The following is a 24860-nucleotide window of genomic DNA, read 5'->3' as shown; positions in this document are numbered from 1 at the left end:
ATTAGTTGGTTCGAGGTTCGAGGTTCGAATGAGAATATGAATATTAGATATATGAAGATCAATATTGAAAAGATGGGGGGATTAAACTTGAAACAATTAGAAGGGTTATCAAGCGAGGTAATTATCGAACGAGGGAAAAATGCAGTCATGAATACCTATGGCCGCCTACCAATGACGATCGTCAAAGGAGACGGAGCCTGGGTTTGGGACACGGAAGAAAAGCGTTATTTAGATTTTTTGACAGGGCTAGCGGTTAATTCACTGGGACATAGTCATCCAGCGATCGTACGTGCTGTCCAAGAGCAGGCCAAAGAGATTATGCACACCTCAAATTTGTACTGGATACCAAACCAAGTCGCCTTGGCTGAGCGCTTGGTGGAAAATTCCTTTGCGGATAAAGTGTTCTTTTGCAACAGTGGAGCGGAGGCGAATGAAGCGGCTTTTAAGCTAGCCCGTAAATATGCTAAGAAAAACTTTGGAGCCCACAAATATGAAGTAGTCACACTGGAAAATTCATTTCACGGTCGAACCTTGGCAACCCTCACGCTCACAGGTCAGACTAAATATCAAGAAGGGTTCGATCCGCTTCCAGTAGGATGCTCTTATGCAAAATTGAACGATCTTGAAAGTCTAAAGGCTAAAGTGAATATTAACACAGCAGCAGTCTTTATTGAGCCCATTCAGGGAGAAGGGGGCGTGCTTCCTGCTTCTCTTGAGTTTTTACAAGGAGCACGAGAGCTGTGTGATCAATTTGATGCTCTGTTGATTTTTGATGAGGTACAGTGTGGCATTGGACGGACAGGGAAACTCTTTGCCTATGAGTGGAGCGGTGTGGTTCCAGATATCATGACCTTAGCTAAAGCCTTGGGCGGTGGAGTACCAATTGGAGCCATGTTGGCCACAGATAAAGTTGCCAACGCTTTTCAGCCTGGAGATCACGCGTCAACCTTTGGGGGAAACCCTTTGGCGACTGCCGCAGGGTGCGCAGTCTTGGATGTGATGCTCGAGGATGGATTCATGGCAGGGGTTCAGGAACGCTCCGGTTATTTTCAAAAGGGACTTGAAGAACTGGCCAGTAAGTATCTGACCGGAGATCCCGTCCGAGGACAGGGATTTATTATAGGGTGGCCTGTCTCTAAGTTGGGCCCCGAGATCGTAGAGGCTTGCCGACTAAACGGGCTTCTTATCAACTGTGTTGGTGGCAAGATCTTGCGTTTCCTCCCCCCTCTGATTGTCGAAAAACCAGAGATGGATAAGGCACTGGAAATTTTGGATGCAGTATTTTCTGAACTCTGGTAATCAGAAGCCAGAAATCAGAGCCCAGAATCCAGAGTCGGTAGGCGAAGATAGAAGATAGAAGGAGAAGTTGAATTACTAAATGGCTTGAGCTAGGTAACAAACAAATAGGTAGAGATTATAGGGGCTTAGAAGATGATAAGGATTTTTCTCCAAGGAGGGATGGAATGAAAGCAGCACTCGTACTTGAAACAGGGAAAATTTTAATGGGGGAGTCATACGGGGCAATCGGAGAGGCCTTTGGAGAAGTTGTATTTAACACAGGTATGACTGGCTACCAAGAGGTACTGACCGACCCCTCTTACTCAGGACAGATGGTATGTATGACCTATCCCCTCATTGGGAATTATGGAATAAATCGAATGGATGACCAATCGGAAAAGGCCCAGGTTCAAGGATTTATCGTGAAAGAGGCCGCCCGTAATCCAAGTCATTGGCAGATGGAAAAGAACCTTTCCAGGACGTTAGCACAGGCTGGAGTTGTGGGGATCAAAGGGATTGATACTCGTGCTTTAACGCGAATTATCCGGGAACACGGGGTCTTGCGTGGGGTGATTACGACTGAAACTGAGCACCTAAGTGAATTGATCCCAAAGGTGAAAGCGTGGCTTGTTCCAGCAGATGTTGTGGCTAAGGTCAGTACCTCAGAAATCTACACCTTACCCGCAACTCAAACTGTGAAAAGTTCACAACATGTCGTGGTCCTTGATTTCGGAATTAAGAAAAATATCTTGCACGCGATGCAAGAGAGTGGATTTCGTTTGACAGTAGTTCCCCATACCACAACAGCCACGCAAATTTTAGACCTGCAACCAGATGGCGTCTTTCTGTCCAATGGGCCAGGAGACCCTAAGAGCGTCGAAGTAGGAATTGAAACAATTCGAGGGCTAATGGGTGAACGCCCAGTCTTCGGTATCTGCCTGGGGCATCAACTCTTGTCGCTTGCTCTGGGAGGAGACACCTATAAGATGAAATTTGGGCATCGAGGTGGAAATCAACCGGTGCAAGATCTCAATACGAAACGAGTGACGATTACTTCACAGAATCATGGCTATGCCATTGCAGAAGAAAGCTTGGAGCAGACCCCACTCTACGTAACACACCGCAACCTCAATGATCAAAGCGTCGAAGGAGTGAAACATCGAGAGTTGCCTGTCTTTTCGGTTCAATATCATCCGGAAGCTGGGCCAGGACCGAGCGAATCCCTCTATCTATTTGATGAGTTTGCACAACTAATGCAAGAATGGAGGGCTCAACATGCCACTTAACCCGGCGTGGAAAAAAGTCCTTGTCATAGGGTCTGGCCCTATTGTGATTGGGCAAGCAGCAGAATTCGATTATGCTGGAACCCAAGCGTGCAAAGCCCTTCGTGAAGTGGGCGTCGAAGTTATACTGGTTAACAGTAATCCGGCAACCATCATGACGGATGTCAAAACCGCAGATATCACCTATATCGAACCTCTCTTGCCTGATCGGTTAGAGGAGATTATCAGGAAAGAAAAGCCGGATGCTCTGTTGCCCACACTCGGTGGTCAAACAGGACTTAATCTAGCGATGGAATTAGAACGCTGCGGGGTTTTAAAACGTTATGACGTAGACCTCATTGGCTGTAATGCTGAAACAATTTACAAAGCGGAAGATCGGGATGCCTTCAAGGAAACAATGCTTTCACTAGGTGAACCAGTGGCCCAAAGTGTGATTGTGACGACCCTTGAAGAAGGGGAGAAGTTCGCCAATAAGCAGGGATTTCCGTTAATAGTACGACCAGCTTATACCCTTGGAGGTACCGGTGGTGGGATTGTTAAAAACTCCACACACTTAGAAGAAATTTTGCAAAGAGGACTGCAGGCCAGCCCGATTGGACAATGCCTTGTGGAGCGAAGCGTAGCTGGGTGGAAGGAAATCGAGTATGAAGTTATGCGAGATGGGGCGGATAACTGCATAACAATTTGCAATATGGAAAATATCGATCCTGTAGGAATACATACTGGGGATAGTATCGTTGTTGCGCCGTCGCAAACTCTGAGCGATGTAGAATATCAGATGTTGCGGGCATCCGCATTAAAAATCATTCGGGCGCTAGAGGTTAATGGTGGGTGCAATGTTCAATATGCCCTGAATCCGATGAGTAGAGAATATGTTGTGATTGAGGTTAATCCTCGAGTAAGTCGCTCTAGTGCGCTCGCTTCGAAAGCAACCGGATATCCCATTGCTAAAATGGCCGCACTTTTATCAGTAGGATTTACCCTGCCAGAATTAACTAACCCTGTAACTGGCAATACCAGTGCTTGCTTTGAACCAGCGCTAGACTATGTGGTGGTCAAGTTCCCTCGTTGGCCTTTCGATAAGTTTCCTGCGGCAGACCATCGTCTTGGTACGCAAATGAAAGCGACCGGAGAAGTGATGGCCATGGAGCGGACCTTGGAAGGAGCTCTGTTAAAAGCAACGCGCTCTTTGGAAGTTGGAACTGTGGGACTCCGAATTGATGATTCCGGTCGCTGGACGGAGATGGAGATCGAAGACAAACTTAGTCGTGCTGACCATGAACGGTTTTTTGCAATAGCTGAAGCATTTCGACGGGATTGGACCATCGTGGAAGTGCAAATGCTTACCCAAATAGACCCCTTTTATTTGCATAAAATCAGAGACCTAGTTTTACTTGAACAGCGTTTGCAAAGTGAGTCGTTGACAACGGAGTTATTGCGTTTCGCTAAAGTCCAAGGATTTTCTGACTTAGCGATTGCTAAACTTACGGGGCGCTCAGAAGAAACGATTCGTTCCATGCGCTTAGCAGACCAAATTGTTCCTGTCTACAAGACCGTGGATACGTGTGCCGCCGAGTTTGCTTCGGCAACGCCTTATTACTATTCTTGTTATGAAGAAGAAGACGAAGTTTCGATAAGTACTGGCCCCAAAGTCGTCGTCTTAGGCTCAGGACCTATCCGGATCGGACAAGGGATCGAATTCGATTATTGCTCCGTCCATGCACTCTCGGCTTTGCAAGAAGCGGGTGTGGAAGCTATTATGATAAACAATAATCCAGAAACGGTCTCGACAGATTTTGATACCGCAGATAAACTTTATTTTGAGCCTTTGACCTTGGAAGATGTGCTACATGTTTTGCATAAGGAAAAAGCAGATGGAGTTTTGGTTCAATTTGGAGGACAGACGCCCATCAATTTGGCAGGTCGATTGACCCAAGCTGGGATTAGGATTCTAGGTACACAGGTTGATGCGATTGATATGGCAGAGGATCGGGAACGTTTTGCAGCGCTTTTAAGTCAATTAGGAATCCCCCAGTCCGAAGGGAGAAGCGTTACTGCGGTAGAGCAGGCCAAAAAAATTGCAAAGGAACTCGAATTTCCGGTAATTGTTCGTCCGTCTTACGTCATCGGAGGACGGGCCATGCAAGTGGTGGAAAACATCAATGAACTCGAAGACTATTTACGAAGGGCGATCCACCTATCTCCCGAACATCCGATTTTAGTAGATAGATACTTAGAAGGAAAAGAAGTTGAAATTGATGCGGTCTCAGACGGAGAAACCACTGTAATAGCGGGTATCATGGAACACATCGAGCGAGCGGGAGTTCACTCAGGGGATAGCTTGGCAGTCTATCCACCCCAAAGCTTATCGCCTGCTGAAATTGAACAAATTGCAGATTTTACATGCCGTCTAGCAGCAGGAATTGGGATCAGAGGACTAATTAATATTCAATTCGTCGTTGTTAGAGGTAAAGTGTTTGTACTAGAAGTGAACCCCAGGGCCAGTCGTACTGTGCCTATCCTTTCTAAAGTCACGGGGATCCCCTTAGTCAACTTGGCAGTCCAAGTGTCCCTAGGGAAGAAATTGAAGGATATGGGTTACGCACATGGTCTTGCACCAGAGGCACCGTTTGTTGTAGTTAAAGCCCCGGTTTTTTCCTTTGAAAAGCTGACAAAGGTCGAAACGTCATTGGGCCCGGAAATGAAATCGACCGGTGAGGTCTTAGGGATGGATACTCAATTTGGGCATGCATTAGCGAAAGCCTTCGCGGCCTCACATATTCCTCTTCCGAAAGATGGTAACATTTTAGTTTCTGTGGCGGAAAAGGATCGCCCAGAGGCTATAACTCTAGCCTTGCAATTGGCTCAACTTGGCTTCGGAGTCAAAGGAACGGGGGATACAGCCAAGGCTCTTGCCTTGTGTGGGGTAGCAGTCGAAGAGGTGAGTGAAGCTAGTGAGGCCTTAAGGGAAGCTATTCGACTGCGAGAATTTGCCTTTATTCTTAGTACCCCGACCAAAGGAACACCGGAGAGAACAGGTTATTTGCTGAGGAGATTAGCAGCCGAACATGGAGTTCCCTGCTTTACGTCAATGGATACAGCGAAAGCAGTTGTTCGGGCACTGCAAGAAATGCGGAGTCAGACGACTCCTCAAGTACTATCATTGCAAGAGTATTTGGCGTTGTAGAAAAGATTCGAATACGATAAGAAACTCCTGCTAAACGAGCAGGAGTTTTCTTTAGCTATAAAGCGTGGCAAAGGGACGTTTTGTTTGCCACGCTTGGAGAAAAGTGATAACATATAATCAGAGCTTGGCAAGGGGACGTTTCGTTTGCCACGGTGGGGAAAAGGTGATAAATCAGTATAGTTGGGTGGTGATAATGTGCCGAGAACAGCGCGGGAAAAAAGCCAAACGGGGATATACCACTTAATGCTTAGAGGGATCGATAAAAGAGATCTCTTTCTAAAGGATTCAGAGTATCAGAAGTTTGTTGATTACATTCAAAAGGCAAAAGATAAGTGCGAATTCACGATATACGCATACTGCTTGATGACCAATCACATACATCTTTTAATAAAAACACAGACAGAAACACAAGATGTTGGAGATATCGTTAGAAGGATAACTGTTGGATATGCGCAGTATCATAATTTTCAAAACGGTAGAACGGGGCACCTTTTTCAAAACAGATTTAGGAGTGAAATCATAGATAACGATGTATACTTCCTCGAAGTATTAAGATATATTCACCAAAATCCTCTAAAAGCAAGAATGGTAAAAAATATTGAAGATTATCAATGGAGCAGTTTTAATGCGTATTTGGGTACAGAAAATATATTGGTCGAAACAAAGTTTGTATTAAGTTTTTTTAAGGATACCAAAGACTTTGTGACTTTCATGAAGCAGTTGAATAATGATCAATGTCTAGAATATAATCTGAAAACAAGATATACAGACGAAGATTTAAAGGAATTTGTCTCTTCTTTTGTAGATATTAGTTCTTTAAATCAACTAGATATTGGATCCAGAAATGAATTACTGGCAACTATAAAAGAGGTTACCACATCAAGCAACAGACAGTTATCAAGAGTTCTTAATATTGGAAGAGGGATCATCGAAAAAGTTCATCAGAAATGATGGCACACAAAACGTCCCGCGGCTTAGTGCTCACGACCTACATGGCTTATGGCCTAAAAATAGATAGAGCATAATACTGTTTATAACAGAAGGAGGTTGGCTATTGCTTAATAAAAAACAACGAATTCAAAACACCCTTAAAAGAATACTATTTCTCATGATTGGTTCTGCCCTTGCTGGGGTTGGATTAGAAATTTTTCTAATACCTAATAACGTAATTGATGGTGGAATTATAGGTATATCGATCATGGCAGGGTATCTTACACAATGGCCTGTAGGTTTGTTTATCTTCATTTTGAACATTCCATTTTTTATCTTTGGATATCTACAGATCGGAAAATCATTTACTATTTCTACTGTATTTTCAGTCGCTATGTTGTCTATGTGGGTTAGTGTTTTGCATCCGGTACCAGGGATTACTCAGGATGTCTTTCTGGCTTCCGTTTTCGGAGGAATTGTTCTAGGAATTGGGGTTGGGTTGATCATTCGCTATGGTGGTTCTTTAGATGGGACTGAGATTATCGCCATAGTACTCGATAAGAAAAGTGCATTTTCTGTGGGTGAAATAGTGATGTTCTTTAACCTTTTTATATTAAGTAGTGCGGGAATGGTTTTCGGGTGGGATAGAGCAATGTACTCACTTGTTGCCTATTTCATAGCTTTCAAAGTCATTGACCTTACTATTGAAGGATTAGACGAATCTAAGGAAATCATGATTATCTCTGACAAATACGAAGAAATCGCTGAAGTTCTGATGGCGAGATTGGGCAGAGGGGTTACTCGGCTTCTGGGAGAAGGGGGTTTCACAGGAGATTCAAAGAGTGTGCTATACTGTGTAGTTACGCGTCTGGAAGTTTCTAAGCTAAAATCAATCCTGAATGAAATCGACGAGGACGCTTTTGTCACAATTAGTAGTGTCCATGAAGTCATGGGCGGTAGGTTCAAAAAGAAAGCCATTCATTAGCTTGGATTTTACGAAGACCCTGGACACGCTTTTAAAGCTCCTACTAGTTTAGGCTGGTAGGAGCTAGCTTTGTGGTCAACCTTCGACGGGTAGATCAGAACAACAGATAAAAACAAATGTCAATTATTCGCAAACTGTGAAAGCATATTTTTGTATTGCATTATTATACATTAAAAGGTATAATAATGCATAATAGAGGAGTGGATGAGATATGAAAACAATTGAACGATCATTATTTAAAGGACGGGACTTTATATCACTTCATGATTTTTCCCAGGCTGAATTAAGTTGCATCTTAGATGTGGCTAAAGAACTCAAAGCAGATCAAAAAGCCAGACGTCCTCATACAGTTCTTCAGGGCAAGACCTTGGGTATGATTTTTACGAAGTCTTCTACGCGGACCCGCGTTTCTTTTGAAGTAGGGATGTACCAACTTGGGGGGCATGCGCTCTTTCTGAGTGGCCGAGATATCCAACTAGGAAGAGGAGAAACAATCGCTGATACAGCGCGTGTTCTTTCTCGAATGGTCGACGGCATTATGATTCGGACATTTAGCCACCAAGAGGTTTTAGATTTGGCGGAGTTTGCTACTATCCCGATTATTAACGGACTAACTGACCTGTTACATCCCTGTCAGGTTCTTGCAGATCTGATGACAATACAGGAACATAAAGGTCGCTTAGCAGGCTTAAAGCTAGCCTACGTTGGAGATGGGAACAATATGGCTCATTCTCTGATGTTTGGTTGTGCTAAAATGGGATTACATGTCTCAATTGCTTCCCCTCAGGGTTATAAGCCTGATCCGTTGATTGTTGCTATGGCCCAGGAAGATGCCAAAAATAATGGTGGGTTAGTAGAAGTGGTGGATGATCCCTTAGAGGCCATAAAAGGTGCCGATGTGCTTTACACGGACGTTTGGGCAAGTATGGGTCAAGAAGAAGAGGCTAAGGTGCGTAAAGCGGCTTTTGAAGGATATCAGATCAATTCAAACTCTTTAAAACTCGCGAACCAATCCGCTATCGTACTGCATTGTCTTCCGGCTCACCGTGGAGAGGAAATTACCGATGATGTGATTGAAGGTGCTCAGTCTGTCGTCTTTGACGAAGCAGAAAATCGTCTCCATGCTCAAAAAGCGATTATGGCATTAGTTATGTAATTGATAATTGATGGATGACAGCAACATGTAGTACAATTAAGGATAAATAAAAACATCGTGTAGATTATATACTATACACAATACATTCACACGATTCTTTAAAAAGAGGGAGATAGACATGAAAAAGGTTGTTTTAGCATATTCCGGTGGGTTGGACACGTCCATAATTATTCCTTGGCTTAAGGAAACGTACGGGTATGAAGTGATTGCCATGGCGGCAGACCTCGGGCAAGGGGAAGAGTTGGCTCCGTTGCAGGAGAAGGCTATTAAAAGCGGTGCAAGTAAATTGTATATTGAAGATCTGCGAGAGGAATTTCTTACGGAATTTATCTTTCCCACGCTAAAGGCAGGTGCAGTTTATGAAGGAGACTATCTCTTGGGAACTTCGTTTGCTCGTCCTCTGATTGCTCGTCGTTTAGTGGAAATCGCTGAGAAAGAAGGAGCAGTGGCGATTGCCCATGGCGCAACTGGTAAAGGAAATGATCAAGTGCGCTTCGAACTGAGTGTTAAAGCCCTTAACCCAGACTTAGAGATTATTGCCCCTTGGAGGATTTGGGATCTCAAATCTAGGGAAGATTGCATCGACTATGCTGAAGCGCGTGGAATTCCAGTTCCGGTAACGAAAGATCGTCCCTATAGCATGGATCGTAACCTTTGGCATTTGAGCCATGAAGGTGGAGATTTGGAGGATCCTTGGAATGAACCCAAACGTGACCTTTATCTATTAGGTGTTTCTCCAGAGGATGCGCCTGATGAGGCAACATACCTTGAACTTGGGTTTGAACAAGGGGTTCCAACCACCTTAAATGGCGAGAAGATTGCTCCAGTCGCTTTATTGGAAACCCTCAATGAAATGGGTGGAAAAAACGGCATCGGAATTGTCGATATGGTTGAAAACCGCCTAGTCGGCATGAAATCGCGTGGTGTATATGAGACTCCAGGTGGAACAATCCTCTATATGGCACACCAGGCTCTGGAACATCTCACGCTTGACCGCCTTACACTTCATTACAAAGAACAATTAGCCTTAAAGTATGCAGAAATAGTTTATGACGGAGTGTGGTATTCTCCCCTGCGTGAAGCTTTAGATGCCTTTGTCAATGTAACTCAGAAAAACGTTACAGGTATAGTACGCGTGAAATTGTACAAAGGAAATTGCACCTCAGCAGGTGTGAAATCCCCTTACTCCCTCTATAATGAAGCGTATGCAACGTTTGGTGAGGACGGAGTGTATGATCAAAAGGATGCTGGCGGGTTTATTAACCTTTTTGGTTTACCGTTAAAGGTAAGAGCACTAATGGAGAAAGAGTCAGGATTGCGTAAATAAAGAACGAAGACTAGCGCCGGTAAACGGCGCTTTCTTCGTACCAGTCTAAAAGTATAACTTTACCTGCAAGGTCAATTCGTGAATTGCCCTTACAGGTACTCTTTACTGGGTAGATTTTAGGATAATATATAAATAATAGGGAGAGATAACATTGAAGAATTAGGGAAAATGTTATCGACAGATGAAAGGAAGATGAGATTTGAAGCTCTGGGGCGGACGTTTTGAAAAGACGACAGATGCATTGGTAGAAGATTTTCATTCCTCAATTAGCTTTGACCAACGCCTCTACAAACAGGATATCTTAGGGAGTGTAGCTCACGCAAGAATGCTCGGCAGTGTTGGGGTTATATCTGAAGAGGAAGCAAATCGTATGATTAATGGTCTAATGGCGATCCTCGAAGATATTCAAGCTGGAAACGTGGAATTTGAGATCGGCGCAGAAGACATCCATATGAATATCGAGAAGCTATTAACAGAACGAATTGGGCCGGTGGGGAAAAAATTACATACCGGGCGCAGTCGAAATGACCAAGTAGCCTTAGATTTAAGGCTTTATTTGAGAAGCGAGATTGACGAGACTAAAATTCTACTGGAGGAGTTGGTCAACACTCTTCTCAATATATCAGAAGAGCATCTTGAAACTTGGATGCCTGGATATACACATATGCAAAAGGCACAGCCAATCACATTTGCCCATCATATGATGGCCTACGTGCAAATGTTTTTACGAGACCTTGATCGACTCAAAGATACTCGTAAACGATTAAATACTTCTCCTCTCGGTTCAGGAGCGATGGCCGGAACGACATTTCCGCTGGATAGGATGCAAGCGGCTCTGGAACTTGGATTTGACGGAGTCACTTTAAACAGCTTAGATGGGGTGAGCGATCGAGATTTCGCCTTGGAATTTCTAGCAACCGCATCTATCATGATGATGCACTTAAGCAGAATGTGTGAGGAACTCGTTATTTGGTCCACTGGGGAATTTCAATTTATTACGATGGATGACGGATATTCCACAGGGTCAAGTATCATGCCTCAAAAGAAAAATCCAGATGTGGCAGAATTAGTGAGAGGGAAAACTGGGCGCGTATATGGTGATTTAGTTGCCCTCTTAACAGTCATGAAAGGCCTTCCGCTAGCTTATAACAAAGATATGCAAGAGGACAAGGAACAGGTTTTTGATGCAGTGGATACGATTCAGAAGTGCTTGCTAGTTGTTGAACCCATGCTTAAAACGATGGTAGTAAACCGAGAGGCGATGGCTCGTGGAGCAAAAGGTGGGTTCACCAATGCAACGGATCTGGCAGATTATATGGCTAAGAAAGGAGTTCCTTTCCGGGAAGCGCATGAGTTAGTCGGACGCATTGTACTACATTGTAGCAAAAAGGGAATTGGATTGGAAGATATGGGATTAAGTGAGTATCAGGGCATTTCTCCAATCTTCGAAGAGGATTTGTTTGGAGCTATCGGGATAGAACATTGTGTACGCGCTCGCAAGATAACGGGAGGTCCTTCGCCTGAAACGGTTGCTGAAGGAATTAGGGTAAGCCGAGAGGGACTTGTGTGAGGGACTTGTGTCACACAGCACTCGTGCTTACGCCGCAGAGCAAACTAACCGTGTAAGCTCTTGTCTCTGGGGAGCGGGGCGAAACACGGGTGAGTGTTTCGCCAAATTCGCCATCCTTGGCTCAGTTGGTGGCTTCGCACGTCCTGTGCTCAGCCCCGTATTTGGGGTCGCTTACACGGAAGTTTGCTAGGCTGCTTACGTAAAGACGTCGCGCTTGTGTGACACTGCGTCCCGGGCTTGGGTCGGAGGACGGAGAACAACGGGAAACGGTTAGATTTGCTTTGGAGATGTTGGGGAGACGGCGCATTTCATGCGCACCGTCTTGTCTCTGTGGCCATTGGATGCAAGTTGGGGGACGGTTCTTCGACTTGCATTCTGAGTACCTGGTTGGAAACGGGTAAGGTGTGAGCCTTGCCATGGGAGAGGCCGTGTGAAAACTCAGTCTCCAAAATTCTAAGTGGTTACAAGAATCAAAAAGCGTACTCATTTCACTATCAAAGTGGAGTGAGGACGCTTTTTGATGATATAGAAGCAAAAGTGGAGATGTGAAAACAACACAAACAAGTTTTAGCACAGCCCCATCAAGATGAGGTACAGGGGCTGCACAGAAAAATTAAAACTGACATTGTCAAAAAAAATGCAGAAAAGAAGTAGTTAATGCCGTATGCAAGCGGAAAAATAGGCATTGGATGGAATTATACACTAAAAAGGGGATCTGATACCGGTATAGGGTTTGGAGCAAGTATGTACCATGCTTGATTACTGGGTTTTATGACTGAGTTCTCACGCAATTTAGAATAAATCTGTGTATAGTGTGGATAACTCTGTGGACAATATCAAAATAGATCGAATTTCATGGTGGATAAACCTTATACAATAGGGGATAACTGAACAGTTCCTGTGGATAAGTCCTTAGTCCATCTCGCCGAAAATACGACAATTTAACTCTTTGTACCTAGAGGGATTATCCTTTAGGTTTTTATTTATGGTTGAAAGCAGGATATCTTGGGTAAAAGGTCGAAATTCTCACGCATGATTTGCATCAAATATAGTAAGCTATAGTTTATACAGCAATCAACCAATTTCAAGTGAGAGTGGCGAGGGGATTTGCAATGCAAAATCTAACGATGTTAACAGACCTTTATCAATTAACCATGATGCAGGGGTATTACATGAACGGATGTCGTGATAAGGAAGCCGTATTTGATGTCTTCTTTCGAACGCTTCCATTCAAAGGTGGATATGTTCTGGCAGCGGGACTTGAACAAGTCGTCGAATATATCGAAAACCTCACCTTTGGAGAAGAGGATCTGGCGTATTTGAGAAGCCTAAACCTCTTTACGGAGGATTTTATCGAGGAACTGCGTAACTTCCGTTTTACTGGGGATATTGACGCGATTCCGGAAGGGACCCCTGTTTTCCCATTTGAACCGTTGATCCGTATTAAAGGGCGAATCATGGAAACTCAGCTCCTAGAGACAGCTATTTTGAACTTGGTGAATTTTCAGAGCTTAATTGCAACCAAGGCGTCACGGGTGGTGTCAGCGGCACATGGTGGTTCAGTTATGGAATTTGGTTTGCGCAGGGCGCAGGGACCAGATGCTGGAGTTCTAGGAGCGCGGGCAGCATTTATCGGGGGGTGCCAATCTACGTCAAATGTCCTAGCCGGAAAACGATACGGTATTCCCGTTTCAGGAACCCAGGCGCACAGCTGGATTCAGTGTTTCCCAACGGAACTGGAGGCGTTCCGGGCTTATGCGCGGACTTTCCCAGATAAATGCTTATTGCTGGTGGATACGTACAATGTTATCAAATCTGGTGTCCCCAATGCAATTAAGGTTGGTCTTGAACTAGAAGCGGAAGGTCACCACTTCGTAGGGATACGTTTAGATAGCGGGGATTTAACGTATTTATCGAGGGAAGCCCGTCGTATGCTCGATGTAGCGGGGCTAAAGAGTGCTATTATTGTAGGGTCTAATGATTTAGACGAAGAAACTATTTTCGCAATTAAGGCTCAGGGCGCAGCAATTGATGCATGGGGTGTCGGAACGAGTCTAATTACATCCAAGGACAGCCCATCTTTAGGAGGGGTATACAAACTGGCCGCTGAAGGGGAGCAGAATGTGTTTCAACCTCGCTTAAAAGTCTCTGAGAACATATCCAAAATCACGAACCCTGGCATTAAAAAAGTAGTGCGCTTTTACGACCGAGCTGGAAAAGCGATGGCAGATCTTATTACTTTAGAAAATGAAGTTTTCACAGAGGGCAAGCCCCTTACGATTTTTGATCCTGTTCAGACGTGGAAACAAAAAACATTAAAGAATTTCAGCACCAGAGATCTCATGATTCCTGTGTTTAGAGGCGGAAAGCGGGTTTATGACTTACCAAAGCTCACAGAGGTTCAGGAGTATGCTAAAATAGAATTGGATACTCTTTGGGATGAAGTTAAACGATTAACGAATCCACACAGCTATATTGTCGATTTGTCGACTAATCTCTTTGAATTAAAACAGAAATTACTTTTAACGATCCATCAGGATATTTTAGCAAATAATCAAAATCAGGGGGTAGATCAAAATGTGGACAGATAACGAATTAGAAGGCCGTATCAATCAAACGGTGGATTGGTTACGTGAAAGGGTGTCCGAGGCTAAGGCAAAAGGACTCGTGGTAGGAATCTCTGGGGGAGTTGACTCCGCAGTGGTCGCAGGGCTTTGTAGTCGCGCTTTTCCTGATAATTGCATCGGGCTAGTTATGCCCAGTCATTCTGATCCAGAGGATAAAGAGGATGCCTTATGGATTGCAGAAGGCTTTGAAATAAGAATGATAGAGGTAAACCTCGGCGGTGCCCATACCCAGATTATGGGACAAGTCAAGAAGGGGTTGGAAAGTCAAGGCTGCGAGTTAGAAGGGGAAAAGTTAAGCCAGGGAAATTTGAAGGCACGTTTACGGATGTCTACTTTGTATGCCGTGGCAAATGCCATGAATTACATGGTGGTGGGGACCGATAATGCTCCAGAAAGTTATACAGGGTATTTCACGAAATATGGCGACGGCGGTGTCGATATCTTACCGATCAGTTCGCTCACAAAAGCAGAAGTGCGCGCATGGGCTAGGATGTTAGGACTTCCCATGAGAATTGCTACCCGAATACCGACTGCAGGGCTCTGGCCTGGGCAAACGGATGAATCTGAAATGGGCCTAACATACGACTTAATTGATCGTTATTTACTTGAGGAAAAGGTCGCTCCAGAGGTACAAGAACGTATTGAAACCCTCCATCGTCAGAGTGAACATAAACGTAATCTTCCTCCCAGCCTGGAACTTCCGAAACTAAAGGGGTTAGACTAACGTGCGTATTGGAATAGATATTGACGGTGTCGTTTCTGATAGTTATCCATGTTGGTTAACAGAATTGAATCTGCACTTTGATAGGAACGTAGCGGTCATCGACGACTATGAAATGCATTTGGTTTTTGATGTGTCAAGAGATGCTATGAACGACTACTTTGTCTGTAATGCAGAGCGATTGTTGATGGCTCCCAAACCTATAACGGGCGCCAAGGAGGGGATTGAGACCCTTCTTAGGGAGGGGCATGAAGTAATTTATATTACGGCTCGCACACCTGAAGAAAAGGATGTCACAGTTCGCTGGCTCTCAATGTGTGGAATTCCACACGAGCATGAACGCGTTCTTTTCGCGGGGGTTAGTAGTAAATTAGAGTTGGTCAAACTTTGGGGTATCGAGGTTTTTATCGAGGATTATCAGGTGAATGCCAGATTGATTGCGGAAAGTGGACTGCCGGTATTCTTACTTGATGCCAGTTATAATCAAGAGGAGCTCTCCAGTGGTATAACGCGCTGTCATAGCTGGGATGAGATTATAAAGGGGATCCAGGCAATCAAGGGATAAAGATATGACATTAACGGTTTTACGAGCATCAAATGATTTATTACAACAACAGATAGGGGCAGTTACGAATAAAAGAATTCGTAACTGCCCCTAAAATCACGTCATAATTAGCTGACGATGCCTAATCCGACTTTGTAGATATCTCCTGCTCCTAAAGTAAGGACGAGATCCTCTGGTGCAAGTGTATCGTTAAGGTAAACTCCTATGTCTTCCAACGTTCCGATGTAGCGTGCTTGAATCCCTTGTTTAAGGATTAGATCCGCTAAATTTAAGGAAGAAACTGTGTAATGTTCCTGTTCCCTTGCTGAGGCGAAAATGTCAGCGACTACGACTTCGTCCGCCCCTTGAAAAGATTGCGAGAATTCAAGTAAGAGTTTTTCTGTTCTACTAAAGGTATGAGGTTGGAAAATGGCACGGATGCGACGATCAGGAAAGGATAGGCGTGCCCCTTCTAGAGTGGTGCGGATTTCGGTTGGATGATGTGCATAGTCATCAACGATCAAGGCGCCATTTTTGTTACTTCCTATATGCTCAAAGCGTCGTTTTGTTCCATTGAACAGGCCTAGGCCGAATAGGATTGCTTGGATAGGTATGCCGATCTCGCAGCATAAGGCAATGGTTGCCAAGGCATTGATAATGTTATGTCTCCCTGCAACATGGAGATTAAGATCCCCGACATATTCCCCTTTAAGCATAATTTTCATCGAACTTCGTTCGTCTTGGAATACAATCTCTGTTGCGCGAACATCTGCGGACTCAGAGAGCCCAAAGGTTGTGATTGGCGCGTCTGACAAGAGGGATTTTCGATTCGGGTCTTCGTCCCAAACGTAGATATGGCCGTGCGCCGGTACCTTTTTGGCAAGTTCAGCGAACGCAGCAATAACATCATCAAGGTCATTAAAATAATCCGGATGGTCAAATTCAATGTTGGTAATTACCAAGTGTTCAGGAGAGTAATTAAGGAAATGACGCCGATATTCACAAGACTCTGCTAAGAAAAATTCCCCTTTTCCGGAATGTGCATTCCCGCCAATACTTGGAACATCACTGCCAACAACAATCGTCGGATCTAATCCAGCTTGGAGCATTATTAGGCCCATCATGGCGGTCGTCGTAGTTTTACCGTGCGTACCGGTAACGGAAATTCCGCGTTTTTTGGAGAGCAAGCGCCCTAGATATTGGGGGTAAGTCAAGACTGGAATATTAAGTTCCATTGCTCGAGAAATTTCTGGATGTAAATTTGTATAGGCTGCAGAGGTAACCACTAAATCTGCGTTTTCAACATTTTTAGGAGAAAAACTCAATACGGGAATTTGGGCACGTTTCAGGACGCTGTCAGTATAAAAGCTCTCTTCTACATCAGACCCTGAAATGGTTGCACCTTCAATTTGAGCGCTAATTTGAGCTAAAGCGCTCATACCTGTTCCTTTTATGCCAACGAAATGAATATGTAATGTCAAAGCCTATCGTCCCTTCCGTGTATAAACTCTACCCCCCATTATACCCAAACTCAAGCTAAAATGTATCATTATATACAAGGAAAATTTTGACTAGCGGTTTTTTGGGGGGCCTTTTCGTTCGTAACCAGTGATCATCGCCTGAAGGCGGCTAATGTCTTCTGTTAAACTAAGATAAATATGAATGGGGATCGTCGCAAGAAAATAGATGGTAATAGCAAACTTTATCCAACGGAGGATCTGGAAACCTCCCACCATATGCCAGACCCAAATTAGATGCTTCCCTTGCCAATAGGAAGCTAGTCCAAGCAGGCTTGCAAACAAAAAAAGGAAGAACCACGAGGAGAAGATTAACAACTGCCCGCTATTATATTTTCGACTTGGAGGGGGGGCAGAATGCAGGAAGAAATAATATCCCAAGAGTTTTGGAAGCCCCTTAAGATCATGAATTTTTGGGATCAACGAAATATCGCGACGGATCAGGGCATCTGTTATTCTGAGTGTCATAAATCCCAAAGCAAACCAGCAAGATGCTACATGCACAATCAACACTTTTCCATAGTTAAGAAGCAGAAAATTTGCTGGCTTATGTAATTCAAGGCCAGACAGGAGAATCGCGATCATACTGACTACGAACCCCCAGTGAAAGATTCTAACCCATATCGGCTTAGATAGTACGAGCTTTTCATGATCTGCTTGCTTAAATTGTTTCAGGACAGGCTTTTTGATTTTGACCGATCGTTTCATGTGATTTACCTTGCCCCCATACTATACGAACTAAGAATTAAATTTAAGGGGGTGAACCCCTTAAATTTAATTAGACTTGAATTTTTAAATTGTATAAATTCACACCGTCAATAACATGTACGCTACAAGAAAAACAAGGGTCGAAAGAACGAATAATCCGTCCTGCCTCTTTGAGGTCTTCGGATTTAACTTTTAATCCTAGGAGAGATGATTCACCAACACTGCGGGTTCCTTTTTCATCACGAGCGCCAAAGTTTAGAGCAGAAGGAGTAATGATTTGATAGTGGTTGACTCGCCCGTCTTTCACAGATATCCAGTGTCCTAATGCTCCACGCATGGCTTCATGGAGTCCAATGCCTATCCCGGAATCTTGTCCTTTCTTTCCATTGTAAGTTTCCGCTCCAGGTTCCAGACGATTGAGCCATAACAGAGTGGCTTTGGCGATCTTTTTAAGTTCCAGTGAACGTGCCCAGGTCCGAGCAAGAGCCCCCTGACCGATGACCGCTTCTCCCTGGATAACAGCCCGCGCTAATGGGCCCACTTCCACAGGCTGACCACGGTAGCGGGGAGATTTAACCCAGGTGTACCCCTTGGGCTGATTGTGATCAGGAACCGTATCTTCCTCCGAGGGATGGAGCGGCCCGTGTGGTTTGTACCATGCATTTGTCACATCTTCCGTGACGTGTTTTTCATCAAAGGCTTCTCTCTTTCCTTGGAGAATTACGCCCTGGGGAAAAAGTGTACTTCCTCCAGGAAGCTGAAATCCTCCGACTGACAGATAATTCCCGACCCCTTTTCCAAGGTCAACGTACTCAGGATAACGCTCCCTAATCAGAGTTACATCAGGAAGCAGGACATCGTCAATAAAACCTAAGATTTCCATCAAATAACCGCGATAACGATTTACTTTATCGGCATCAACCTCCATACTGGCACCACCAGGAACAATCCCGTGTCCATGAGGGGCCTTGCCCCCGAAAATAGCAAAGGCAGCATGGGCTGTGCGAGCTATTTCAAAGGATTTGAAATAGTGTTCGGTCATTGTAGTATTTTCCTTGCTGGATAAACGTTGGTCTGATTCGGAATGGGGAATAAACGGTGCGATGTCTGGACCACGGAAATAGTCTGGGAAAGTATACAGGTAAAGGTGCCGAAAATGATTTTGGATAAAATCACTAGCTAGAATTAGATTGCGGATTAACAGCCCATTCGGGGGAACTTGCATTCCTAATGCTTGCTCTACCGCGAGTGCAGCAGTAATGGCGTGGGCGGATGAACATATGCCACAGATTCGTTGAGTGTAATAAGGCATATCCATGGCGGAACGACCTATAAGAATTTGTTCGAATCCTCGATAGAGAGTATCGGAAATATAGGCGTCTTTGATTTCCCCGTCTTCGAGCCAAGCCTCAACTAACATAGGACAGTGAATTCGGCTCATCGGAAAGATCGTTTTCTTCTCCAGAATGGTCACTCCTTATTAGGTAGTTTCTTTACCCGATACTGATGGAAGGTCTTCACCTTTTTAATTGAAGGTGGATATTTACCCTTGACAGAGGATGTAAGTAAATTCTTTTGGATCCGGCCCTTATAGAGTGAAGTGGCAACATGACCAACAATGGCTACGGAAGTTAATCCCAGCACCCCCAGTCCAATCGTATCAGAAGCAACCTTTGTCCCTCCGGGGAAGGGGATGTCGGGGGAGTGCGCGTTAAACGGCGACATCAAATCTGGAAAGCCGGGTTCAGTACAACCAATACACGGCGTGTTACAGCCGATTGGCCAATTGAATCGGTCGTTCCACCGTCGAATCGGACAGTCAGCATAGGTGACCGGTCCTTTACAGCCTACCCTAAATAGACATGTTTTTTGCCCAATTTCCGTGGCAAAAATTCCTTGATCATAATCGCGCCTGCGAGGACAACGGTTATGCACGGTTTCTCCATAGAAAAGCTTTGGACGTCCAAATTTATCAAGTTCAGGTTCACCATATAAAGCTAAGTGGAGTAGAGTCCCCATAATCCAATCTGGATGAGCAGGACACCCTGAGACGTTAATGACTCTTAGTTCGGGTAGAATGTTTTGCACACCAGTTGCATGACTTGGGTTCGGGTAACCGGATACTGGGCCACCGTAAGTGGCGCAGCTCCCAATAGCAACCACGTATTTTGCCTTCAATCCAATGCGGCGAACCAGTTCCAGCCCAGTAATTAGCTTGCCCTTATCATGAGCAACATGGTTATAATGGCCATCGTCACGTTGGATCATAGCGCCTTGGACGAGGAGAACGTATTCATTTGGCATTTTTTCATACGTTTCCTGAAGAATTCCGTAGGCGGTATCTCCTTGTACCTGATTCATGGTACAATCGTAGCGCCATTCGACGATGTTGGTTATGATATCAGAAAAAGTAGGTGTCCAAATATTATCAAGAGAGATACTATCTCCAGTACAAGTGCCCGTCTCAATCATCACTACGGGAAGTTTTGTAATTTCACCTGCGGCCACAGCTTGGGCTAGGGGTGGGGTAACTAGCTCGTAAAAATTACCCAAAATAGCCCCTTTAATGACTAAATTTATAAAGTCCCGTCGGCTTAACATTTTACCCCCCCTTAAGAGGGTATTCTTTCCAAAAAGAAAAAGATAAATCCAAAAGTATTCTAAAACCCACTAAACTAAATTTATAAAGTGATTTTCGCGAAATGATAAAAGAGTTTGACATTAATTGTACGCGAAAAAATACGTAAGTATTTCTTTGAAAAGGGGTGACTATCCGCTACTGTAATAAGTAGTCTAATGTCTCTATCCTTGCTATATAGTATAAGGTAATTGTTTACGCTGATTTAAGTCTCTTAAGTTTATTTGAATAGGGGAGTTAAGTTAAGTATGAGGAGCAGTTAAAATGAAAAACTGTAAAGCATGTGGAAAGAAGTTGCTTATCGGTGTTGGAGCACTCATTGTATTAGGAATTATTAAGTCTATTGCAAATGGGGGAAGACCACCACAGAGACTGCAACTCAATCAACCTCTGAAACATCGCTCATATCACTCACTCCATCAGCTGTTGTTCCTACCACAGAAGTCGTATCTACTAATATCAATATCGAGCTCCTTGAGGTTACAACCCAAGACAATACTCGTCGGGATTCAGTCAAGCCTTACCCTCAAGGGCCGTGGAAGGTTGTTAAGCTCAGCATACAAAACGATCAGAAGGAGAAGGATGCAATTAACCTAAACTCCTTGAACTTCAAAATACTGGACATGGACACACATGAAATTACCATATCAACTGGAGGAACAATGGGTTTGGAAATGGCTGAAAATAAAACATTATCGTTTCAGACAGTCAACCCTGCAAATATCGTTGAAGGGTATCTAAGCTATGACGTACCGAAAGGCCTCGCTGGATTCACAATGGAAGCTAGTGAAATCATTGCAGGCACCCCGATCATTCTTAAAATTAATTAGACAATAATAGCTTATATATCAAAATTCCAGAGTGTGTCTTGCAGGTGCACGGAGAACTAGGCCCCTCTGACGAAGAAAATTGGTTTTATTTATTATTATAAATTTCACAAATTTATCCTTAACAAACTAATCCACTTATGTTATACTGTCTAAGTCGAAAGAACTGCCCTATTCAGTAGTTCAGTGACTGTTATAATTGGAAACAGGCTTAGATCGACGTTTCACATGCCGATGTGGCTCAGAGGTAGAGCAGCTCACTCGTAATGAGCAGGTCGTCGGTTCGATTCCGACCATCGGCTCCATAGGAAACTAGACCCCGCAAGCGATTGCGGGATTTTGTTTTATACAGAGGTTGCATAAAAATAGGCAATGGGGACATTTGGGGACAGGCACTGCATATTGAGACTGAACTGAACCTTATATAAATCAAAAATACATAAAAAATAGGGCAGGCTTTATAGTAACGGGTTCCGTTACCTATCGCAAACATTAAAAATGTAATACGAATTGACCGTCAATTGAATGCTAATTTGATGGGAAAAGGCTTGATATTGATTTAAGGAACGTGATAAATTTACTAAATCAGTGTGTAGCGATAGAGTGGGAATTCTAATTGTTTTTACAATTTTTGTACCAACTGTATCAAAATATTTGTTTCACAACTACGTCTGCCATCTGAAATATATTTATGGAGATGACAAAAAATATGCAAGGTGAAACAAGACTCCCTAGAAACAGAAAAGAGTTCGCGTTATTTTTAGGCATTATTTCAGTAATTTCAGTAAACATTATAGCGCCTTTTATTATGGGATTTAAATTTAGATTTCAAAAAGAAGTTTATTTTTCTACACTAAAGATTATTCCGTTTGTATGGATTATTGTTGTTTTATTGGTAACGCTGGTTGCTTAGCAGAAAAATTTACTGAACCGGATTAGCTAGAGAGTGGTTAAATTCTAAACCACCCTCCTTTTTTAGAAAAGGTCTACTGTTCCGGCCACAAAATAAGGCTAGGTTATCAGGGTAAGCAATAAGGTAATCAATCTTACTAAAGCTCTTAAAATTCGGATAATAATTCCAGGTGGGATTGTCTGAGACATAAAATACCTCCCTCCTTCAAGTGACTGTTAACACAGTCCATAAGACCAAGAATGGAAGAAGAGCTATAGGAGTGTAAATCATGCCTTAATTAATATATCGTATGTGTGTTTGTCCACAGTGTTACAGGATTCGAGCCGATACCTGCAAGTGTGGGTTTTGTAAGATGTAAAAAAGGAGAGATGGCCGACTCTTCTTTTTTGAAGGAACTGAAAGAATGCCTACTACTTCAATCTGTAAAATATCTTTGCTTGTCTCAAAAGGTTACGAACACGCATAGTTAAAGCCCTCAGCATTTCATCTTTGCTGCCATATTCATCACACAGAAGTAGTGAGAATATAACTCAAGTGTCACTGTGAAGTTTGCAGGGCCGAGCAATTCTTGAACTATTTTTAGATGCTCATTGGCATCGAGTAATCGGGTAGTGAGAAACCCTGGGCGATCGCGTACAATGTCAGCAAGGTATCTTGGATAAGCACTCGTTAACGTTGGGCAGGCGGAGACGAGTGCTTTGCTATTTGCTTTCACTATCTTTTTCATCGAGGTATTTCTCCAGCGCTTCGGCAACAACTTGGGCGATTGGACGCTTCTCTTTCTCTACCTGAGCATTGAGTCTGACCCGAAGATCACGCTCGATGCGTGTATTTAGTCCCACTTGCATGTTAATACGCCCTTTCGAGTATCAGCATTTCTTCAAAGCTGATTGTTTCATCAAGTTCAGCAAAGGCGCTAAAGTCGGAGCGAACATTTGATTCTCCGCAATCAATGGATTTCCCATCCTGTTCATGTTCAGCCGTAAGTTCACGCCATTCTTTGTAAAGGGTTGCTAGGGCTTTAGGATTAAGTAATGCTTGCATTTTGTATTCGCCAAGTTCATGGTGGACTAGAAACATATCCCGTTCCTCACAAATCTTAGGAATATGGCACATTGCATTGATAATAATCGTCTGAGCTTTGATGGCTTCCTCGCGAGTGTCACATACAACATAATTACTATATACCTTAATCATTTTTAAAGCTCCTTCGTGCCTCGATCCCCTTTGTGATCCGCAAACAACTCTTTGGTCAGACATAAGTATATCGCGCACGCACGCACATAACAAGAGGTCAAACATCCTCGCTTCAGCTGGAGCACATAATTTTAGTAAGCATACAACTCAATTTGGGACGTTGACTGTTGTTAATTTGAACATGTTCTTCGCATAAAGTTATTTGTACCATTATATTTTATTTGACATGTTGCAATTATCCAGTTATACTAATAAAAGCTCGTTAAAACTAGTGGATTTACGCAAACCTTCTCTATTGCCTAAGGCTTCAGGAAGTTGTGACTTGCCATGTAGCGCGGGTAATATATTTAATGGAGGTTTTTTAATAATGTTTAATGACAAAGTTTTGAATTGCAGAGACTGTGGTCGGGATTTCGAATTTACAGCATCTGAACAAGAGTTCTATGCTGAAAAAGGGTTCACTAACGAACCAGGACGTTGCCCTGAGTGCCGTGCAGCTAAAAAAGCACAAAACAGAAATGATGGCGGTGGCTATGGTCGTCAAGAACGCCAAATGTTCCCAGCTGTTTGCGCTACTTGTGGAAAAGATACTACTGTTCCTTTCCAACCATCAGGCGACAAACCTGTTTATTGCCGCGAGTGTTTCGTACCCCCAACACGTAACAACTGGTAAATCGTTAATAGTAGAAACCTTCCTGTGCATAAGTGCTTGGGAAGGTTTCTAATTTATACATACTCAAGGCGGTAGTATACTGGCTAGACGCCCTCGTAAGTGCGTGCCTAAGAACACTCTTATCTCAGACATCTGGTGATCATGCCGGAGGGGTTCCACCCGTTCCCATCTCGAACACGGAAGTTAAGACCTCCAGGGCCGATGATACTTGGGGCGCAAGCCCCTGGGAAAGTAGGTCATCGCCAGGTAAACAAGCAAAGAGATTGCCTTTTAAGACAGTCTCTTTGCTTTGATATTCGCACACAATTCCTCCGGAGCTTAAAGTGTAGATAGCTAAAACCCTTGAGAAGCGTATTTATCGGAAATAGAGTTTAAAATACAGATGATTCGTATGCATATTTATAGTTTAATATAACTAGTTGAGATGCCAGTAAGATATATAAATCTAAGCGCTCGCCAATTATAAAACAACTGGCGTAATCATGTATAAAAATAACAGTTGACAAGACATACTAAAAGAGGTTATTATAACTGAGCGCCACAAAGACGCACACTGAATGAACAAGTGAGGGGTTAAACCTTCAAACTATTCAATCTAAACCACAGTAAATTAGTCATTGACAACGCAAGTTGAAAATGCTAAGATGTAGATCCGGCCCAAACGGGTGCGGGGGATACAAACTCATAAACCATGGACTTTAATGGTCTTTGAAAACTAAACAACAAGGACAGCCAATGAGAGAAACTCTAAGGAGTTTCAAAAAAACAATGAGCGAATC

Annotated in this window: 21 protein-coding genes, 1 tRNA gene and 1 rRNA gene; 16 read left to right on the top strand and 7 right to left on the bottom strand. The window is 43.6% G+C overall.

Translation table 11 applies throughout. The annotated features are described in order from the left end of the window. Nucleotides 1-72: 72 nt before the first annotated feature. From E4K67_RS22165 to E4K67_RS22115, 11 genes are all read left to right on the top strand, one after another. Nucleotides 73-1299, top strand: coding sequence for an acetylornithine transaminase (locus E4K67_RS22165; protein WP_135551126.1), 1227 nt, complete (start codon nt 73-75; stop codon nt 1297-1299). 164 nt (nt 1300-1463) lie between these two features. After that, nucleotides 1464-2564, top strand: coding sequence for a glutamine-hydrolyzing carbamoyl-phosphate synthase small subunit (gene carA / locus E4K67_RS22160; RefSeq protein WP_135550739.1), 1101 nt, complete (start codon nt 1464-1466; stop codon nt 2562-2564). Beyond that, a complete protein-coding gene (gene carB, locus E4K67_RS22155; protein WP_135550737.1) occupies nt 2554-5748 on the top strand; it encodes a carbamoyl-phosphate synthase large subunit in 3195 nt (1064 codons plus the stop codon). The genes carA and carB overlap by 11 nt, the downstream gene beginning before the upstream one ends. A gap of 195 nt (nt 5749-5943) precedes the next feature. Next, nucleotides 5944-6699: an REP-associated tyrosine transposase gene (locus E4K67_RS22150; protein WP_206752220.1), complete on the top strand. Its 756-nt coding sequence runs from the start codon at nt 5944-5946 to the stop codon at nt 6697-6699. 103 nt (nt 6700-6802) lie between these two features. Further along, nucleotides 6803-7663 carry a YitT family protein gene (locus E4K67_RS22145; protein ID WP_420841574.1) on the top strand — a complete coding sequence of 287 codons (861 nt, stop codon included), beginning with the start codon at nt 6803-6805 and terminating at the stop codon, nt 7661-7663. Nucleotides 7664-7874: 211 nt separating this feature from the next. Further along, nucleotides 7875-8819 carry an ornithine carbamoyltransferase gene (gene argF / locus E4K67_RS22140; protein WP_135550733.1) on the top strand — a complete coding sequence of 315 codons (945 nt, stop codon included), beginning with the start codon at nt 7875-7877 and terminating at the stop codon, nt 8817-8819. Between the two features lie 118 nt (nt 8820-8937). Further along, the gene (locus tag E4K67_RS22135; RefSeq protein WP_135550731.1) at nt 8938-10146 is read left to right on the top strand and encodes an argininosuccinate synthase; all 1209 of its coding nucleotides are present in this window, start codon (nt 8938-8940) and stop codon (nt 10144-10146) included. Between the two features lie 199 nt (nt 10147-10345). Next, nucleotides 10346-11716, top strand: coding sequence for an argininosuccinate lyase (gene argH, locus E4K67_RS22130; protein WP_135550729.1), 1371 nt, complete (start codon nt 10346-10348; stop codon nt 11714-11716). Between the two features lie 1112 nt (nt 11717-12828). Then, nucleotides 12829-14307, top strand: a complete 1479-nt coding sequence (locus tag E4K67_RS22125; protein WP_135550727.1) for a nicotinate phosphoribosyltransferase — start codon at nt 12829-12831, stop codon at nt 14305-14307. Next, nucleotides 14294-15067: an NAD(+) synthase gene (gene nadE / locus E4K67_RS22120; protein ID WP_135550725.1), complete on the top strand. Its 774-nt coding sequence runs from the start codon at nt 14294-14296 to the stop codon at nt 15065-15067. Before E4K67_RS22125 ends, nadE begins: the two co-directional genes overlap by 14 nt. 1 nt (nt 15068) lies before the next feature. Then, on the top strand, nt 15069-15629 hold the full coding sequence (locus E4K67_RS22115) for a 5' nucleotidase, NT5C type (RefSeq protein WP_135550723.1): 561 nt from the start codon (nt 15069-15071) through the stop codon (nt 15627-15629). A 107-nt stretch (nt 15630-15736) separates the two neighbouring features. On the opposite strand, the gene murC is transcribed toward E4K67_RS22115, so the two are convergent. The 4 genes from murC to E4K67_RS22095 form a co-directional block, all read right to left on the bottom strand. Continuing rightward, complete coding sequence (gene murC, locus E4K67_RS22110) at nt 15737-17089, bottom strand: UDP-N-acetylmuramate--L-alanine ligase (RefSeq protein WP_135550721.1); 1353 nt, start codon at nt 17087-17089, stop codon at nt 15737-15739. A gap of 90 nt (nt 17090-17179) precedes the next feature. Further along, nucleotides 17180-17710 (bottom strand): cytochrome b/b6 domain-containing protein, encoded by a 531-nt coding sequence (locus E4K67_RS22105; protein WP_243454582.1) that lies wholly within the window; start codon nt 17708-17710, stop codon nt 17180-17182. A 193-nt stretch (nt 17711-17903) separates the two neighbouring features. Then, nucleotides 17904-19307 (bottom strand): nickel-dependent hydrogenase large subunit, encoded by a 1404-nt coding sequence (locus tag E4K67_RS22100; RefSeq protein ID WP_199242629.1) that lies wholly within the window; start codon nt 19305-19307, stop codon nt 17904-17906. Continuing rightward, nucleotides 19304-20434, bottom strand: a complete 1131-nt coding sequence (locus tag E4K67_RS22095; RefSeq protein ID WP_135550717.1) for a hydrogenase small subunit — start codon at nt 20432-20434, stop codon at nt 19304-19306. The genes E4K67_RS22100 and E4K67_RS22095 overlap by 4 nt, the downstream gene beginning before the upstream one ends. A 441-nt stretch (nt 20435-20875) precedes the next feature. Between E4K67_RS22095 and E4K67_RS22090 the strand changes: the two genes are divergently transcribed. The 3 genes from E4K67_RS22090 to E4K67_RS22080 all read left to right on the top strand — a co-directional run bounded on the left by E4K67_RS22090 (nt 20876) and on the right by E4K67_RS22080 (nt 22211). After that, nucleotides 20876-21301, top strand: coding sequence for a DUF4352 domain-containing protein (locus E4K67_RS22090; RefSeq protein WP_135550715.1), 426 nt, complete (start codon nt 20876-20878; stop codon nt 21299-21301). A 227-nt stretch (nt 21302-21528) separates the two neighbouring features. Next, nucleotides 21529-21603 (top strand) — tRNA-Thr (locus tag E4K67_RS22085). A 404-nt stretch (nt 21604-22007) separates the two neighbouring features. After that, nucleotides 22008-22211, top strand: coding sequence for a hypothetical protein (locus E4K67_RS22080; protein WP_135550713.1), 204 nt, complete (start codon nt 22008-22010; stop codon nt 22209-22211). Nucleotides 22212-22686: 475 nt separating this feature from the next. On the opposite strand, the gene E4K67_RS22075 is transcribed toward E4K67_RS22080, so the two are convergent. From E4K67_RS22075 to E4K67_RS30265, 3 genes are read right to left on the bottom strand one after another with little or no spacing between them, the layout of a single operon-like run. After that, nucleotides 22687-22938, bottom strand: coding sequence for a hypothetical protein (locus tag E4K67_RS22075; protein ID WP_158408542.1), 252 nt, complete (start codon nt 22936-22938; stop codon nt 22687-22689). Continuing rightward, complete coding sequence (locus tag E4K67_RS29880) at nt 22913-23059, bottom strand: hypothetical protein (protein WP_158408541.1); 147 nt, start codon at nt 23057-23059, stop codon at nt 22913-22915. The genes E4K67_RS22075 and E4K67_RS29880 overlap by 26 nt, the downstream gene beginning before the upstream one ends. 1 nt (nt 23060) lies before the next feature. Continuing rightward, the gene (locus E4K67_RS30265) at nt 23061-23408 is read right to left on the bottom strand and encodes a hypothetical protein (protein ID WP_199242628.1); all 348 of its coding nucleotides are present in this window, start codon (nt 23406-23408) and stop codon (nt 23061-23063) included. Between the two features lie 367 nt (nt 23409-23775). On the opposite strand from E4K67_RS30265, the gene E4K67_RS22065 reads away from it, so the two are divergent. After that, nucleotides 23776-24081, top strand: coding sequence for a zinc-ribbon domain containing protein (locus E4K67_RS22065; protein WP_135550709.1), 306 nt, complete (start codon nt 23776-23778; stop codon nt 24079-24081). Nucleotides 24082-24212: 131 nt separating this feature from the next. Then, nucleotides 24213-24329: ribosomal RNA gene (gene rrf, locus E4K67_RS22060) — 5S ribosomal RNA — on the top strand. The last annotated feature ends 531 nt before the right edge of the window (nt 24330-24860 follow it).

Origin of the sequence: Desulfosporosinus fructosivorans, from assembly GCF_004766045.1 — a bacterium.
Taxonomy (GTDB): domain Bacteria; phylum Bacillota; class Desulfitobacteriia; order Desulfitobacteriales; family Desulfitobacteriaceae; genus Desulfosporosinus; species Desulfosporosinus fructosivorans.
Note: the sequence above shows the minus strand (reverse complement) of the source record. Positions and strands in the feature narration are given on the sequence as shown.